This window comes from Gluconobacter sp. Dm-73 (assembly GCF_018256215.1).
Taxonomy (GTDB): domain Bacteria; phylum Pseudomonadota; class Alphaproteobacteria; order Acetobacterales; family Acetobacteraceae; genus Gluconobacter; species Gluconobacter cadivus.
Genome location: NZ_JAERLW010000003.1, coordinates 227,462 through 242,484 on the forward strand (window position 1 = coordinate 227,462; position 15,023 = coordinate 242,484).

Here is a 15,023-nt window from a genome sequence, read left to right on the forward strand (position 1 = left end):
GAAGACGCGGAACACATCCGTTCCACGCAGATCAGATCGGCACACCGTGCGCCCGGAGGGACTCGAACCCCCAACCAAGCCGTTATGAGCGGCCGGCTCTAACCAATTGAGCTACAGGCGCGCGGGTGCAGTCCGCAATCGCCCAACTCGGGTCTTTTTGCAAGGGCTGACATGGTGGAATGTGTCTTTTTAAGTTAGTGTGTCACGCCTTCCCGTTCCCTAAAGGCCGTTCAGGCGACCTTTGCTGCCGTTGCGAGATGGCCTCACTGGTCCGTATTGCCCGAAGGGATGTCCGATGCCTGCAAATATCGCGAAAATACCCAGCAGTACTCCGCAGACATGATACAGACCGGGCCGGTCGCGCTTATCCGCAAACTGCGCTGGCTCTACGCTCCCGATCCGGTCATGGCCGGATATGCGCTCCGGACGACGTTCACCTCGCTGCTCGCACTCGGAATCGCGCTGCGGATGGAGCTTGGCAGCCCGCAATGGGCCGCGCTGACCGTCTGGATGGTGGCACAGGGCACACGCGGACGCAGCCTTGCGAAAGCCAAATGGCACCTGTTCGGCATGGTGGTCGGCGTCATCAGCGGAATCATACTGGTCGCTTCCTTTCCGCAGTCGCCTCTGATGTTCATTCTCCTGCTGGCAGGCGGAATCGGCGCGTTCTGCATGATCGGCACATTCATGCCCGGTCCGGCATCGATGACGAACTACCGCATCCACGGTATGCGGGCCTCGGGCTTCACCTACGCCATCGTCTCCCTCGACGGCATCGCGGACCCGCACCACATCTTCGCCATCGCCATGGCGCGCGCCACCTACATTCTGCTGGGCATCGTGCTCGAAGCCTCGATTTCCGGGCTGTTCCAGCTCGGTCTAACCAAACGCACGCGCCACCAGCTCGCCAGCACGTTCGAAGACACGCTCAAACCCGCCCTCACCGCCATCGCGGACATCCTGATCGGCAAGGACGGGGCAATGCAGAACGTGCAGGGGATCTTCACCCAGATCACGACGCTCGGCGATCAGGTGGAGTTCGCGGAAGTCGAGCTTGGCCGCCGCGACCATGCCGGAGACCACGCCCGCGCGGCGCTGGCGGATATCGCCGTCCTCCTCGCCCGCGCCCTCGATCTGGCGACCCTCATGCGCCTGCCGCTCAGTCAGGACGACACGTTCCATCAGGAAGCCGAGGCCATCCGGGACGTATTTCTCAAACTCCCCGCCCGACTGGATGGGACGGAGCCCATGAGCGCCATTTTGGCCGATCTGCTGACCCTGCGCCGCCAATGCCGCCAGAAGGTTGTGATCGATTTCAACACCGCCCAGCCGGACGATGCCGCGCGCGAAGCCGTCCTGCGCCACGGCATGCTTCAGCAGGCCCTCGTCGAACTGATCGACGCACTCCGCATGGCGTTAAGCCAGTTCGAGGCCAGCCGACACCCCGAAGCGCACGACCATTTCCATGCGCCGATCCGCTCCTACCGCGACTGGCAACAGGCCATTACCAACAGCCTGCGCTCGTCCGTTACAGTCTTCGGAGCGGGCCTCATCTGGATCTGTACCGCCTGGCCCAGCGGACTGACCTTCATCATGTTCGTCTGCATCGTGTGCAGCCTATTCTCGACACTGGAGCGCCCCGCGCTGGCCACGCAGGCGTTCCTGCGCGGAGCCTGCTGTGCGGTCGTCGCAGCGGGCATCCTCAATCTGGCCCTGATGGGCAAATCGACGACGTTTGAAATGCTGGGCATGTGGTCGGGCCTTGCGATGATGATCGGTGGACTGGCCTTTGCCTACCCGCCCCTGACCCTCCCGGCCGTATCGTACAACCTGTTCCTGCCCATCCTGATTGGCCCGTCCAATCAGGCCAAAACCGACGAAATTACCTATTTCAACACGGCTATGCCGCTCATTCTGGGTCTGCTCTACGCCTCATGGATGTATCGCGTCTTTCTGCCCTACGACCCCGCCCATCAACGCTGGACCATGCGCGAAAACATCCTGCGTGACCTGCATCGGATCGCGGATGGGAGCGCCCGCGAAACGGTGGACAGCGTGGTCTCGCGCAATGTGGACCGCTTCGTGCGGCTCATGACCAATTCGGGCTCAACCCCGTCGCCCGTCATTCAGGCCTATCTGACGGGAATTCTGTCGGGCATGCGCGTCATGCTCAATCTTCTGCGTCTTCAGGCCATTCGCCGCGATACGCGGCTTGTCGGGGATGCCAGCAAGGCGCTTTCCCTCGTCATGGGGCGCATGAGCCATTTCAGCGGACGCTATCACGGCCATTACGGCCGCACCCTACGGGCGACAAAGCTCGCGATCCTGCACTTGCGCACATGCGAGCGCAACGAGTCCCGCCCCCGCGAACGCTTCATCCTGATCGCCGCCCTAACCAGTCTGGACGTCATCGCCACAGAACTGGACACGAACCGCGTTTTCTTCGACGCGAACAGCCCGTATCTCGACCCGTCCGTCCGCTCCGAGGAACTGGAATCGACTGGCTGACACAATTCTCACGAACCGATCACGAAGAAATGTTCTGAAACACACTTCCCTTTTCCGGGAAACGGAGGAATTGTTCGTTTTCAGCCGCGGGATACCGCGGACGACAGGTTTAAGACCTACTGGGTTTCAGAACTAAGGATACCGTGATGTTTCGTCGTATCGTGCCCGTCCTCGGCCTCGCCCTCGGGCTCGGTCTGGCTTCCCAGGCCGCCATGGCGCAGGAACAGTCCCCCCCGCCCCCGCCGGCCGTTCAGGGTACGCCCGGCAAGGACTTCACGGGCGTTTCGCCCGCCAACCTCGCTGGCATCATGAACTACTGCGTCGAGCAGCAGTATGTGTCCTATGACGAAGGCAACCCGGTTCTTTACGGGCTGAGCGAGAAGTACAAGGCAACCGAACAGACAGTCGGCAATTTCGACTATGCGCTCGGCACCGCCGGTTACTTCGACAGCAACGGCAAGCGCTTCTACCTCGTGGCCTACACGAACGAAGACGACCGCCGCGCCGCCTGTCACGCCGCCGTCAAGGCCGCACAGCCGATGCTCTGAGCCCTGCCCGCAGGACCCGGATTTCGCAAAAACTCCCCTGCCCCACGGCACGGGGAGTTTTTTTTATGCCCACTTCCCGCCACCAGACCGGACTTCGCCCCTTTCCGCTCTGGGCAGGGGCCGCGGGCGCCGGTATTATCCCCGCCTCTCCAAACAGTTCAGGACATGAACATCATGGACGTTTCCAAGATCTCGCCCGGCAAAGACCTGCCGAACGACATCAACGTCGTCATCGAAATCCCGCAGGGATCGCAGGTGAAGTACGAAGTGGACAAGGACAGCGGCGCCCTCGTCGTGGACCGTTTCCTCTTCACGCCGATGGCCTATCCGGCTGCCTACGGCTTCATTCCGGGCACGCTGGCCGCCGATGGCGATCCGGCTGACGCTCTTGTCCTGACGCCGTCCGCCGTCGTGCCGGGTGCCGTGATCCGTGCGCGCCCGATCGGCATGCTGAAGATGGAAGACGAAAGCGGACAGGACGAAAAGATCATCTGCGTCCCGCACGACAAGGTCCACCCGCAGTTCACGAACGTCCACTCCGTAGACGACCTGCCGGAAATCACGAAGAAGGCGATCACGCATTTCTTCGAGCGCTACAAGGATCTGGAACCCAACAAGTGGGTCAAGGTCACGGGTTGGGCTGACAAGGCCGCCGCAGGCGAAGTCATCATGGCTTCGGTTGCCGCCGCCAAGTAATCCCCTGACTTCCGTCGGAGGAACGCCCATAGTGTGCTCCCGACGGACACCCTGACGGGTACGCTTTCAAAACCCCCTGCTTCCCCCGGAGGCAGGGGGTTTTTGTTCGATATCACATATATTTGTGGGAATTTATGATACAAGTAACATTATATTATGTTCTTTACCGGTAAATATATGTTACCTCCGAGATGCTAACCTGCTTTTCCAAGGAATCAGCGGATTGTCTCGAGTTCATCTCCACGCAGCTTTCTGCCTGGCCACAATTCTTCCGTCCTGCGTCATGGCCCAGAGTGCTGGGACCCAGAACACCTCAGGGACCTCCTCAACACCCAGCACGGGATCCGCTTCAGACCGGACGCTCTCGACCTTTCAGGCCTATAGCCCGGACGCAAAAGTCACACAGATCAAGGTCACAGCCCCGCAGCAGGGAATTCCGCCCGTCATCTGGCCGTCCGAAAACTCGGAACTCCCCAGCGAGCGAGTCAACACGCCTCTGAACCAGATCTATTTCGGCAATGAATGGGTTCCTCCCCTTCCAAAACCCGAAGCTCTTCTGACGAACCCGTTCGGCTGGAATACCTGGCTGCGCGATCGCGGCATCGCGTTAACGATGGACACCACCAACGAGTTTTCCGGCGCCATCACCAGCCCGACACCGGGCTATGGCCTGAAACAGGGCAGCAGCAATGCTGGCCAGTACAGCCTTGAGAACGATATCGACTGGGAAAAGCTCGCCAATGTCCGCGGCTTCTCGACCCATGCACTTGTCGTGGGCCGGTACGGTATCCCCGGCAGCCGCATGTTTGGCGATAACCTCAACCCCAGCTCCGAAATCTACGGCGCAGGCGGCAACGTGGTCGTCCATCTCGTCTATGCCTATGCCGAAGAGACAATCGCCAAGGGCCGCGTGGACCTTGCGGCCGGGCGTATCCCGTTCCTGAACGATTTCTCGTCCAATCCGCTGTATTGCACCTTCCAGAACAATGCGTTCTGCGGAAACCCGAAAGCATCGTCAGACAACACGACCCATTCGTCCTACCCGGATGCGGGCTGGGCTTTCCGCGCCCGGACCCGGCCAACCGTCAGCACCTACATCCAGACCGGCGTCTATTTCGCGCAGGCCGGAATTTACGGCAACGTGCAATACCGTACGGGTTTTAAGTTCAATGGCGGTGACATCCACGGCGAAGCAATCCCGGTCGAAGCCGGGTGGGAACCGCTGTTCGGCAAGGACAAGCTGCCCGGTCACTACAAGGTCGGCTACGCCATCGACAACGCGCCCCACAAAGACAACTACTATGACATGAACGGGCAGCCCTATGTCATCAGCGGCCTGCCCCCCCGGACCGTGAACTATTCATGGTCGGCCTGGGTTCTGGCCGATCAGATGGTGCTGCGCCATCACGTTAAGGGCAATGCCGATGCCGGCCTGATCCTGCTAGGCGGCATGTACGCCAACAGCCCGCGCACCCAGCTTCGTGGCCAGCAATATTTCGCGGGCCTGATTGATACCGGATTCTGGGCCTCACGCCCGCTGGATACGATCGGTATCAACTTCTCCTATGTCCGCGTTTCCAAGAACGCGACCGCAACGGAACGGCTTCAGGCCCTGTATGGCGTGCCGCTCATGGCAGGCTCCCTGACACCGCAGACATTCGGCGAAGTTCTGGAAGCCACATACCGCATCCATGTGATGCGCGGCGTCACCTTCGCGCCTGACTTCCAGTACTATTTCCGTCCGGGCGCACAGAAAGCCCTCAAGGACGCCGCAATGCTTGGCTTCAAAAGCCACATCCAGTTCTTCTGAACAACACTTCGTCCGGGAAGCACGATCTCAACAGGCGGCTTCCCGGATAAACCGCTTGCCCGCATGGCGTTTTTCCAGACCATCCTGAGTTTCGAACAGTGTTCGAAAATGCAGCGGAAATTCCCCGCCCGCACCGCGGAAGGGACTGGTTGATCACTTCAATATGCTGGATTTTTTCTGGAGCGGGCGATGGGATTCGAACCCACGACCCCAACCTTGGCAAGGTTGTGCTCTACCCCTGAGCTACGCCCGCACTCCGTGGAGGGGCTTATGGCCGAATCAGAGCCCCGGCGCAAGAGAAGAAGAGGCCATCCCAACACCACTTTGGCGACAGAATGCAGAAACGAAAAAAGGCACCCGAAGGTGCCTTTTTTTCATTGGAGCGGGTGATGGGATTCGAACCCACGACCCCAACCTTGGCAAGGTTGTGCTCTACCCCTGAGCTACACCCGCACTCCGTGGAGGGGCTTATGGCCGAATCAGCAGAACCGCGCAAGAGGGATTTTTCGATTCTGATGCAATATCTGCTTCCCGCCCCCCTCCGACAGGGTGTGGACTTGCACCACAGGCACACACATCCGATCTTTCAGGGAACTTGTTTTCCCAGCGAACGGTCCCCGCCCCCATGAGCAGCACATTCGACGAACACATTATCGGCCAATCCCCCAAAACACCCCCGGCAGGCGCAACCGCCACCATCATCGACGCCGATCAGTCCAGCTTCATGGCGGACGTGGTCGACGCCAGCAGCACGATTCCGGTTCTGGTCGATTTCTGGGCGCCGTGGTGCGGCCCATGCAGACAGCTGACGCCCGTTCTGGAAAAAATCGTCCGCGCGGCCGGAGGGCGGGTCAGACTCGTCAAGGTGGACGTGGAAGCCAACAAGGCCCTCGCCGCACAGCTCGAACAACTCGGCCTGCCGCTTCAATCCATTCCCGTCGTCGTGGCGTTCTGGAAAGGGCAGGTGCTGGATCTTTTCCAGGGCGCCCAGCCGGAAAGCGAAATCCGCCGCTTTGTGGAGTCCCTGCTCAAACTGGCCGGAGATGTCATGCCCGCCACGGAAATTCTGACAGCCGCCCGTCAGGCGCTGTCAGATGGCCATGCGGATCAGGCGGCCGGTCTGTTCTCGCAGCTTCTGGAAGCAGAACCGGAAAGCCCCGAAGGCTGGGGTGGCATGATCCGTGCGCTGATTGCCCTGAACGAGCCGGAAGCCGCCGAAGATGCCTCCTCGCAGGTTCCGACCAAACTGGACACCCATCCGGAAATCACAGGCGCCCGCGCCGCGCTGGCGTTGCATGTAGAAGGCACCAAAGCCGCCTCGGAACTCGACACGCTACGTCAGCAGAGCGCCGCAGAACCCGATGATTTCGATCTGCGCCTTAAACTAGCCGCCGCCCTTAACGGAGCCGGTCAGCGCGCGCAGGCCGCCGATACGCTGCTGGACATTCTCCGTACCGACCGGGACTGGAACGATGGCGCAGCGAAAACCGAGCTTCTGCGCTTTTTTGAAGCGTGGGGACATACGGACCCTGCTACGCTGGCCGCAAGACGCAAACTCTCTTCCCTTCTGTTCTCGTGAGCCGATGACCGAAACTCCCGATCTCCCGCCTGACGACGTATCGAACGAGCCCGCCCGGCGCGCTCCGCCCCTGACGGAACTGACGCTGGCCGATATTCCGCCCCGCGTCGGCCTGTTTCCGTTGTCAGGCGCGTTACTACTGCCCGGCGGCCATTTGCCGCTGCTGGTCTTTGAAGCGCCCTATGTAGCGCTGCTGGAAGATGCGCTGGCCGGACGCCGGATGATCGGCGTCATCCAGCCACTCATGGACCCTGATACGGACGAGCACCCCCTGCTCTACCGGACCGGAACGCTGGGCCGCATCACGGAATTTGCCGAACATACGGATGGTACCTTCACCGTCACCCTGCTCGGAATTTCCCGCTTCCGTCTGATCCGTGAAACCCCTACCGAGCACGGATGGCGCGAAGGTATCATTGATGCCACCCCATTCGCCGCCGATCTGGTCGAAGAAGATCCGATGCCGATCAATCGCGATCTGCTGCTGGAGGGTCTGAAAACCTATCTCGAATCCCGCGATCTTCAGGCAAGCTGGCCGCTGATCGAGGATATGGACGATGAGACGCTACTGGTTGTCCTGCCGATGCTTGTACCGTTCACACCGGTGGAAAAGCAGTCCCTGCTGGAAGCCATGACGCTGGACGAACGCGCCGGGCTCTTGCTGGATCTGCTTGAGAGGGGCATGGAATAGTCATGACGACTGAACTTGATCCCCGCCTCCTCTCCCTTCTGGTCTGTCCTCTGACCAAGGGGCCGCTGACCTATGACCGCGAGACCCAGGAGCTGATCAGCCCCCGGGCCAAGCTCGCCTTCCCGATCCGGGACGGGATTCCGGTCATGCTGGCTGACGAAGCCCGTTCGATCGAGACCTGAAGTCAGGCTTTTTCCCGGATGCCGTTCTGGGACGGCATTTTTGGCGCGGAGGGGAGCCCTCCTCGCTGTGACGGGCGGGACTGGGCTTTGCGGACCTTGAAGTTCCGCACAACGCGCGTCAGTTCCCCGGCATCACCGACCAGTTTCTGGCTGGCGCTGCTGGTCTGATGGACGATTGCGGCGTTGCTCTTGGTCACGCCCTCAAGCTGCGTTGTGCTGGCGTTGATATCCATGATGCGCTGGGCCTGCGCTTCAGCGCCCGAGGCAATCTGCCCCACAGCCGTTCCCAGACGCTCAACTGACGTGCTGATGTTGCCGAGGGCCGTACCGGTTTCGTCGACCATCTGCACACCGCGCTGCACATCCTGCATACTGCTGGCGATCAGTGATTTGATTTCCTTGGCCGCCGTGGCGGAACGCTGCGCCAGCGCCCGGATTTCCTGCGCGACGACGGCAAAACCACGTCCTGCATCCCCGGCATGGGCGGCTTCCACACCCGCATTGAGCGCCAGAAGATTGGTCTGGAACGCGATCTCGTCGATGACGCCGATGATCTGGACGATCCGGTTGGAGGACGACGAAATCTTGGCCATCGCCTCGACGGTCTTGCCGACGATTTCACGGCCCTGTTCGGTTTCCTGACAGCAATCGGCCACGGTCGTATCGGCCTGACGGGCTTCGTCGGCCACGGCCTTCACCGAAGACGTCAGTTCCGCGATGTTGCGCGCCACAGCCGCCAACGCATCGACCTGCTCGGCGATACGGCCGGTGATGTCTTCCGTAGAGCCACTGATTTCGCGGGCTCTCTGTTCCACGGCCCCCGAGGTCTCGCGAACGGCATGAACGATCCGTCCGAGCCCTTCGCAGGCGCGATGAAATGCACCGCCCATCCGGCTTGAGCCGTTTTCCAACGACGGGTCGATCTGCTGGACCAGATCGCCGCCTGCCATGCGATCCAGTGCATCGGCCAGCGCGTCCGACAGGGCTGCGAGGCTCTGAATGCGCTCGTTTTCCGCCCGCGACCGTTCCTGCACGTCCAGATTCTGGGTGTAGGTTTCCAGCCCGAGTTCCATATCGAGCAGGCCGCAGCGGATCAGAAGTCCGATCTGGGAAGCCGCTTCCTCAGCGGAGGTTCCTTTGGCCGGCCGGCGCAGAAGACGATCCAGAACGCTGCGGCGCGGCTGGGGCCAGTGCTGGCGAAGCAGTTCCGTCACCATGCCTTCGATCAGGAGGGCATAACCGCCGACATACCATTGGGGTTTGAGGCCGATCCGGGCATGCGTGTTCCCAATTGCACGCGTGCTCGCAACATAATCGGCGCCGAACTCGCCCTGGAGGATCTGCTTCCAGTGCTTTTCCTGCTGGCTGCGGGCGCCATTGCGGTGCTGCTCGCTGGAAAAAAACTTGTTCAGGGCCGGAGTTTTAAGAATCCGGCCATAAAAATGGTCCAGCGCAGATCCCAGAACGCTCAGGGCCTGTGGGCGGATTCTGGCCAGATGGGCTTTCTCAGCCGCGCCGATGCCAAGAAAAAGCAGTCGTTCGGCAATATCTGCCTTGACCTGCTCAGTCATAATCGGAGTCTCCAGAGCGTGGATTTGGCGCATGTTCAAGCCAAAGCCCCTAACACGCCAAGTGTTACGCAATCATGAAGAAACCCCGACAGATCTCCGGTCAGTTGGGCGTATTGTTTTTACCGTAAGACACTTCGGTATCCGGCGTTGCCGGATGCGGTGCGATATCGACGCTTCCACCCTGCCCACCGAAGGACATGCCACCAGAGGATGGCCCACTGTCGGTCTCATGGGAGGACGGCGCCGGACTTTCCGCACCCGGCGGCATGGGCATGACCGGAGCGTCATCGGCATAGGACACGCCGCTTCCCTGACGGTGACGGGCGCTGCCATGGGCATGCGATCCGTGACCCGGGCCTGCACCTGGCGGCGGAAGGGGGGCCATGTCCGGGGATGGCCCGCTGAGCATGGAGCCGCAGCCTGTCATGGCAAGAAACGACAGCATAAAGAGGGAAGAGACGAAACGCATGACAGGCAATATAGCACTTTTCAGCGGTTGACGCATCCCTTTGCAGGATGGGACACAGCGCGTTCCCGCCGCGATCAGCGGCCTGTCCAGCAAGGATGCATTTACCATGTTCGAAGGCCGGATCACGACCCCTGCCACACGGCGGCGCGCCTGGTGGGACAGTCTGTTCGTGGACCATTCCATCTTCCGGCTCGGCTGGACCAATCTTGCCCCCGTCGTGCCGGGCAAGGTCTGGCGCTGCAACCATCCGACGCCCGCGCGGCTGCGGAGCCTGAAGCGGCGACTGCATCTGAAGACGCTCGTGAACCTGCGCGGACATCGCAAATGCGGCTCCGATGCGCTGTCACGCGGGGCTAGCGCAAAACTGGGGCTGACGCATCTCGACATGGCATTCGAAAGCCGGGGCGCCCCGCATCGTGACCGTATCCTGCGGTTTTACGACATGTATCAGACGCTGGCTTTTCCCATGCTCATGCACTGCAAATCCGGCGCGGACCGCGCGGGTCTGGCCTCCGGGCTGGTACTGATGTTCGAGGGCGGTACGGCTCAGGACGCTCTGGGGCAATTGCATTGGCGGTTCGGACATTTCAACCGTTCCCGCACCGGGATTCTGGATGCGTTTTTCCTGCACTATCAGAAGGAAGCCGAGGGACGTTTGCCGTTCATGGACTGGGTGCGGAACGAGTATGACGAGGACCGTCTGCGCGCCGACTTCAAGGCTGGAAAGCTGGCGTCTTTCGTCAATGACAGCATTCTGCGTCGGGAATAAAAACCCGACGTTCAGTCCGCTTTCGGATCTGCCGCGCCGAGGGAGCGGATCAGGTCCAGCATCCGTTTACGGACCGCAGGGTCCGGGATGCGGTAATAGGCCCGCACCAGCTCGACCGTCTCGCGGCGGCTGAACAGGGCGGCCTCGTCCACCGGCAGATCGAACAGGCGGGGCGATGCAGCGCTTCGGGCCGGACGATCGCCAAATGCAGCCTGAGTTTCGGCGAACCCCGTAACCGGTCCCTTGAAAGGCTGGGACTGACCAAAGACGGGGGTGAAAGGCCGGGAAGTCTCAGGGAAAGGCCGCGACGCAAAGGTCCGGGATTCCTGAGCCTCCCGCATATCATCGAAAAAGAAGCCGACGGGCACGTCCAGAATCTGCGCCAGATCGTAAAGACGGCTGGCGCCGACGCGGTTGGCGCCCCGTTCGTACTTCTGAATCTGCTGAAAAGTCAGGCCCAGCGCCTCGCCAAGCTTTTCCTGCGACAACCCCATGAGGGTACGGCGCAGCCTGATCCGGTTGCCGACATGGGCGTCTACAGGCCCGGCCGCAGCGGAACTGCGGGTTTCGGAGCGAGTACGATCCGAGGAAGAGGACTGTTTTTCTGGCACGTCCTGATGGTTAATAAAACTACAACAACTTGTCAATGTTAACCTTTTTGTGTCGTTCTATGTCGACTCTGAATCGCAGGAAACAGGGCCATAATCATGCACAGGATCGCAAGCGTGAGGGGCGTCGCGCGCCCGAAGCGGGAGAAAAATGTCGGGGGAAGCGGCGACGGAATATCGCTGACCAGAACACCGGCTAGCCCCCAGCCCAGACGGGCAGTTTCATGTCCGGTCGCGTCATAAATGGCGGAAATTCCGGTATTATTGGCAAAGACAACCGGAAGCCCCTCCTCCACGGCCCGCATCCGCCCCGTAGCGAGATGTTGGCGCGGACCGGCGCTGTTGCCGTACCAGGCGTCATTTGAAATCGTCACCAGCCAGTCCGGGCGGTCGTTGCGGGCCGTGACGGAGCCAGAGAAAATGATCTCGTAGCAGACCATCGGCCCCACGCGCCCCAGACCCGGCAAATCCCATGTCTTCAGACCCGGCCCCGGCGTCAGAACACCGGGCAGCACGTTAAACGGCAGAATCCAGGGTTGGTATTCGCCGAACGGCACCAGACGACTCTTGTCATAAATAGCCGCAATGCTGCCATCGGGAGCAACCGCAATCAGGCTGTTGAACCAGTCCTTGCCGGACTGCCGGTCCGAACCGACCAGAGCCGGAGCGCCATCTGCGGCACGAGCGATCATCTGCCGGGCGAGCGTATCTTCGTCCAGAAGGCCGGGGAAACCGGATTCCGGCCAGATCACCACAGGCGACCGACCACCCTGCGCATAGGCTTTCTGCGCCCCCTGTGCCGTCAGGCTCAGATAGCGGCGGAAATTACCGACCGCATCCGCATGGCTGATGACTTCCGCTTCCGGCACGTTGCCCTGCACCAGAACCGCGCGAGGATTGGTGATGTTCAGGGGCGTTGCAGTGAACAGTCGCCATGCGCCCGCACCAACCCAGAGCACGCAGACGGCCAGTACCGCCAACGCCGCACGTCTGCCGCGAAACAGAGCAAGTGAGCCGAGCACGAGGGCCAGCGATAGCCCATCCACACCCAGAACGGCGGCGGGCTGAATCAGGACGTCTCCAGCGAGGCCCGGTAGTTCAAGGTCGCTGCCAAGCGGATTCCACGGAAAACCCGAGAACATGAAGACGCGCCCCATATCCATGACGGTCCAGCTTCCCGCGAACATCAGCACCCGTCGCCAGCCCGGCGGCACTACACGACACAGCACGGCCGGAACGCAGATGAAGGGAGCGATCAGCAGCGAAACGCCGGGAGATGCAAACGGCACGATCCACCAGAATTCGTGAACGCGGGTCAGGATCGCATTCGTCAGCCAGTAAAGCCCGACGGTGTGGAAGCCCATGCCAAACAGGAAGCCACACCATGCCGCCTGCTTCCACGACCGCGCATCCTCCGACACGCGATACAGGACCATCAGTCCAACGGGCAGCAGGAACAGGAAATGGACCGGAGGCAGGGACAGGGCTGCGAGCGCTCCGGCAAGCAGCATCAGTCCGGCGAGCCGCCAGCCGCGGACAGGGAGCGTCGAAATCATGGGAGAACCGTCCGGCTGACGAAGGGGCTGAAACAGAAAACAGCCGGACCCTCAAGATCCAGCTGCGGAAAGGCTGTCAGTCGAGGGCGTCGCGCAGGCGGCGTTCGTAATGGCGGTAATATTTGTCCGCCAGAAGTTCGCTCTTCACCAGAACGGCGACATCCGTGGTGTTGAACTGCTCGTCCACCACGGCACCATCACCCACATAACCGCCCAGACGCAGATAGCCCTTAATCAACGGCGGGAGCTTGTTGAGGCAGGCCCGGTAGTCCAGCACATGCGGATCGGTGCGCTGCATTTCCACATAACGGTCTGGCAGCGCGCGGATACGCAAAGCCGGGGGTGCCAGATGGTTGTGATGCATGTAGGTAAGCTGGTCGGCCAGAGCATCCGGATCGGTTCCCGGCAGGCTGCCACAGCCGAACAGCACGTCGATCCGGTGCAGGAAGATGTAGGACGCAATACCGCGCCACAGCAGCTGCATGGCGGAACGGCCGCGATATTCCTTCGCCACGCAGGAGCGACCAACTTCGAGCAGACGTCCGGGAAATTCCGTCAGGGTCGAGATGTCGTATTCGGAGGATGTATAGAAACGCCCAACTTTCTCCGCAGCATCGGAACGCAGCAGACGATAGGTTCCAACGACACCGGCGGCACCGGGGCCTTTGTCATGATCGATAACCAGAAGGTGATCGGCCGCCTCGTCGAATTCATCGACGTCACGCTTGGTGCGGAAGGCGCGCTCGTCAGGATGGGCGCCGAGTTCTTCAAAGAAGACGCGATAGCGCAGGGCCTGAGCAGCGTCGCGCTCCTCTTCCGTCTCGGCGATGCGTACCCCCAGCGTGCCACCCCGCAGTTCCTGAAACCCGCCTTCGCGGTTCAGGGACAGGGTGGAGAGCGTCTCCATCTGACGCAGGGTTTCTTCGCTACTGGCCAGCGTATGCGGAGCGGAAATGGGAGTGCCATCCAGTTTGGTGGTCATGATCCGCTCTTGTTCCTGTTTTCGGGAGGAGATTTTTTCCTGCTTTCGGGCTCGGCACGACGACCGAACAGCTCGATGCGATGGGAGACGAGGTCAAATCCCAGACGCTGAGCCAGCTGCTCCAGAAGACGGACCGGTTCGTCGTCCTCGAATTCAATGACACGGCCGCTATCCACGTCGATCAGGTGGTAGTGGTTGCCGCTGTCACTGGCTTCATAGCGTGCTCGTCCACCGCCGAAATCGCGGCGTTCGAGAATGCCTTTCTCCTCAAGGAGACGCACCGTGCGATAGACGGTCGCCACGGAGATGCGGCTGTCGATCTCGGAGGCACGGCGATAGAGTTCTTCGACGTCAGGATGATCGTCGGCAATGGACAGGACATGTGCGATGACACGTCTCTGGCCGGTCATTTTCAGACCGCTTTCCACACACAGGCGGGCAATGTGCGAATCATCCGGCACGGGGGAAGAGGAGGCCTTCCGATTCCCGGGGCTGCTGCGTCTCTCAGCGGTTTTCGTATCTGCGACCATATCTGCGGCCTAGCCGAAAAACAGGCGTGTTGTCCACTTTATGGAGCCTGTCGGGATTTTCCCTGTCACCGGGATGAAGAAACCGGCGACAGGGAAACGAGGCTCTCAGTCTTCGCGACGACGGCCAAGGCCGATCTTGCGGGCCAGCGAAGAGCGGTGGTTCGCATAGTTCGGAGCAACCATCGGGTATTCCGGCGGCAGGCCCCAGCGCTCGCGATATTCCTGCGGCGTCATGTTGTAGGCTGTCTTGAGGTGGCGGCGCAGGAGCTTCAGCTTCTTTCCGTCTTCAAGGCAGATGATGTAGTCCGGGAAAACCGACTTGCGCGGCGAAACGGCCGGGACCAGCTTCTCGGCAGGAGCCTCTTCCGGAACGTTCACCGTTGCAAGAGAGTCATGAACGGACCGGATCAGGGCCGGAAGAGCGTCAGCCGGAATATCGTTGTTTGATACATAGGCCGTAACGATCTGCGCGGTCAGCTGATGCAGTTCGGGAGCATTTGTCTCTTGCGACATATTAGATAAGT

General features: G+C 60.9%; 15 protein-coding genes and 3 tRNA genes. 8 read left to right on the forward strand and 10 right to left on the reverse strand.

Going from position 1 to position 15,023, the window contains the following annotated elements:
- Window positions 1–47: 47 nt before the first annotated feature.
- Window positions 48–121: transfer RNA gene (locus JK176_RS04400), tRNA-Ile, on the reverse strand.
- Window positions 122–339: 218 nt separating this feature from the next.
- On the opposite strand from JK176_RS04400, the gene JK176_RS04405 reads away from it, so the two are divergent.
- From JK176_RS04405 to JK176_RS04420, 4 genes are all read left to right on the forward strand, one after another.
- Window positions 340–2,508 (forward strand): FUSC family protein, encoded by a 2,169-nt coding sequence (locus JK176_RS04405; protein WP_211586580.1) that lies wholly within the window; start codon window positions 340–342, stop codon window positions 2,506–2,508.
- Window positions 2,509–2,654: 146 nt separating this feature from the next.
- Window positions 2,655–3,056, forward strand: a complete 402-nt coding sequence (adhS, locus tag JK176_RS04410) for an alcohol dehydrogenase subunit III (RefSeq protein ID WP_011252329.1) — start codon at window positions 2,655–2,657, stop codon at window positions 3,054–3,056.
- A gap of 174 nt (window positions 3,057–3,230) precedes the next feature.
- Window positions 3,231–3,752, forward strand: coding sequence for an inorganic diphosphatase (ppa, locus tag JK176_RS04415; protein WP_062030065.1), 522 nt, complete (start codon window positions 3,231–3,233; stop codon window positions 3,750–3,752).
- A gap of 223 nt (window positions 3,753–3,975) precedes the next feature.
- Window positions 3,976–5,562 (forward strand): carbohydrate porin, encoded by a 1,587-nt coding sequence (locus tag JK176_RS04420; protein ID WP_211586581.1) that lies wholly within the window; start codon window positions 3,976–3,978, stop codon window positions 5,560–5,562.
- 178 nt (window positions 5,563–5,740) lie between these two features.
- Here the strand turns inward: JK176_RS04420 and JK176_RS04425 are convergent.
- Together JK176_RS04425 and JK176_RS04430 are read right to left on the reverse strand one after the other, a co-directional pair.
- Window positions 5,741–5,815: transfer RNA gene (locus tag JK176_RS04425), tRNA-Gly, on the reverse strand.
- Window positions 5,816–5,940: 125 nt separating this feature from the next.
- Window positions 5,941–6,015: transfer RNA gene (locus tag JK176_RS04430), tRNA-Gly, on the reverse strand.
- Window positions 6,016–6,187: 172 nt separating this feature from the next.
- Here JK176_RS04430 and JK176_RS04435 point away from each other — a divergent pair.
- From JK176_RS04435 to JK176_RS04445, 3 genes are read left to right on the forward strand one after another with little or no spacing between them, the layout of a single operon-like run.
- On the forward strand, window positions 6,188–7,141 hold the full coding sequence (locus tag JK176_RS04435; protein ID WP_211586583.1) for a co-chaperone YbbN: 954 nt from the start codon (window positions 6,188–6,190) through the stop codon (window positions 7,139–7,141).
- A 4-nt stretch (window positions 7,142–7,145) separates the two neighbouring features.
- Window positions 7,146–7,832, forward strand: a complete 687-nt coding sequence (locus JK176_RS04440; protein WP_194261216.1) for an LON peptidase substrate-binding domain-containing protein — start codon at window positions 7,146–7,148, stop codon at window positions 7,830–7,832.
- Between the two features lie 2 nt (window positions 7,833–7,834).
- Complete coding sequence (locus tag JK176_RS04445; protein ID WP_194261215.1) at window positions 7,835–8,014, forward strand: Trm112 family protein; 180 nt, start codon at window positions 7,835–7,837, stop codon at window positions 8,012–8,014.
- A gap of 2 nt (window positions 8,015–8,016) precedes the next feature.
- Here the strand turns inward: JK176_RS04445 and JK176_RS04450 are convergent, their stop codons facing one another.
- The gene (locus tag JK176_RS04450; protein ID WP_194266948.1) at window positions 8,017–9,585 is read right to left on the reverse strand and encodes a globin-coupled sensor protein; all 1,569 of its coding nucleotides are present in this window, start codon (window positions 9,583–9,585) and stop codon (window positions 8,017–8,019) included.
- Window positions 9,586–9,685: 100 nt separating this feature from the next.
- Window positions 9,686–10,162: a hypothetical protein gene (locus JK176_RS04455; protein ID WP_249194189.1), complete on the reverse strand. Its 477-nt coding sequence runs from the start codon at window positions 10,160–10,162 to the stop codon at window positions 9,686–9,688.
- On the opposite strand from JK176_RS04455, the gene JK176_RS04460 reads away from it, so the two are divergent.
- Window positions 10,161–10,823 carry a tyrosine-protein phosphatase gene (locus JK176_RS04460; protein ID WP_211586585.1) on the forward strand — a complete coding sequence of 221 codons (663 nt, stop codon included), beginning with the start codon at window positions 10,161–10,163 and terminating at the stop codon, window positions 10,821–10,823. The two genes, JK176_RS04455 and JK176_RS04460, sit on opposite strands and share 2 nt — an antisense overlap.
- An 11-nt stretch (window positions 10,824–10,834) precedes the next feature.
- On the opposite strand, the gene JK176_RS04465 is transcribed toward JK176_RS04460, so the two are convergent.
- The 5 genes from JK176_RS04465 to JK176_RS04485 all read right to left on the reverse strand — a co-directional run bounded on the left by JK176_RS04465 (window position 10,835) and on the right by JK176_RS04485 (window position 15,012).
- Entirely contained in the window at window positions 10,835–11,317 is a 483-nt protein-coding gene (locus JK176_RS04465) for a helix-turn-helix transcriptional regulator (protein ID WP_235993316.1), read from the reverse strand.
- Between the two features lie 155 nt (window positions 11,318–11,472).
- Entirely contained in the window at window positions 11,473–12,987 is a 1,515-nt protein-coding gene (gene lnt, locus JK176_RS04470) for an apolipoprotein N-acyltransferase (protein ID WP_211586587.1), read from the reverse strand.
- A 76-nt stretch (window positions 12,988–13,063) separates the two neighbouring features.
- A complete protein-coding gene (locus JK176_RS04475) occupies window positions 13,064–13,894 on the reverse strand; it encodes a GNAT family N-acetyltransferase (RefSeq protein WP_174694226.1) in 831 nt (276 codons plus the stop codon).
- A 71-nt stretch (window positions 13,895–13,965) separates the two neighbouring features.
- On the reverse strand, window positions 13,966–14,499 hold the full coding sequence (locus JK176_RS04480) for a Fur family transcriptional regulator (RefSeq protein WP_194266955.1): 534 nt from the start codon (window positions 14,497–14,499) through the stop codon (window positions 13,966–13,968).
- A gap of 105 nt (window positions 14,500–14,604) precedes the next feature.
- Window positions 14,605–15,012 carry a MucR family transcriptional regulator gene (locus JK176_RS04485; RefSeq protein ID WP_062029993.1) on the reverse strand — a complete coding sequence of 136 codons (408 nt, stop codon included), beginning with the start codon at window positions 15,010–15,012 and terminating at the stop codon, window positions 14,605–14,607.
- Window positions 15,013–15,023: the final 11 nt, after the last annotated feature.

Excerpts from the sequence above, each read along its gene's own strand:
- lnt (WP_211586587.1), bottom strand. The coding sequence starts at position 12,987 with ATGATTTCGACGCTCCCTGTCCGCGGCTGGCGGCTCGCCGGACTGATG.
- JK176_RS04450 (WP_194266948.1), bottom strand. The coding sequence starts at position 9,585 with ATGACTGAGCAGGTCAAGGCAGATATTGCCGAACGACTGCTTTTTCTT.
- JK176_RS04485 (WP_062029993.1), bottom strand. The coding sequence starts at position 15,012 with ATGTCGCAAGAGACAAATGCTCCCGAACTGCATCAGCTGACCGCGCAG.
- adhS (WP_011252329.1), top strand. The coding sequence starts at position 2,655 with ATGTTTCGTCGTATCGTGCCCGTCCTCGGCCTCGCCCTCGGGCTCGGT.
- JK176_RS04465 (WP_235993316.1), bottom strand. The coding sequence starts at position 11,317 with ATGGGGTTGTCGCAGGAAAAGCTTGGCGAGGCGCTGGGCCTGACTTTT.
- JK176_RS04435 (WP_211586583.1), top strand. The coding sequence starts at position 6,188 with ATGAGCAGCACATTCGACGAACACATTATCGGCCAATCCCCCAAAACA.
- JK176_RS04460 (WP_211586585.1), top strand. The coding sequence starts at position 10,161 with ATGTTCGAAGGCCGGATCACGACCCCTGCCACACGGCGGCGCGCCTGG.
- ppa (WP_062030065.1), top strand. The coding sequence starts at position 3,231 with ATGGACGTTTCCAAGATCTCGCCCGGCAAAGACCTGCCGAACGACATC.
- JK176_RS04475 (WP_174694226.1), bottom strand. The coding sequence starts at position 13,894 with ATGGAGACGCTCTCCACCCTGTCCCTGAACCGCGAAGGCGGGTTTCAG.
- JK176_RS04445 (WP_194261215.1), top strand. The coding sequence starts at position 7,835 with ATGACGACTGAACTTGATCCCCGCCTCCTCTCCCTTCTGGTCTGTCCT.
- JK176_RS04440 (WP_194261216.1), top strand. The coding sequence starts at position 7,146 with ATGACCGAAACTCCCGATCTCCCGCCTGACGACGTATCGAACGAGCCC.
- JK176_RS04405 (WP_211586580.1), top strand. The coding sequence starts at position 340 with ATGATACAGACCGGGCCGGTCGCGCTTATCCGCAAACTGCGCTGGCTC.
- JK176_RS04480 (WP_194266955.1), bottom strand. The coding sequence starts at position 14,499 with ATGGTCGCAGATACGAAAACCGCTGAGAGACGCAGCAGCCCCGGGAAT.
- JK176_RS04455 (WP_249194189.1), bottom strand. The coding sequence starts at position 10,162 with ATGGTAAATGCATCCTTGCTGGACAGGCCGCTGATCGCGGCGGGAACG.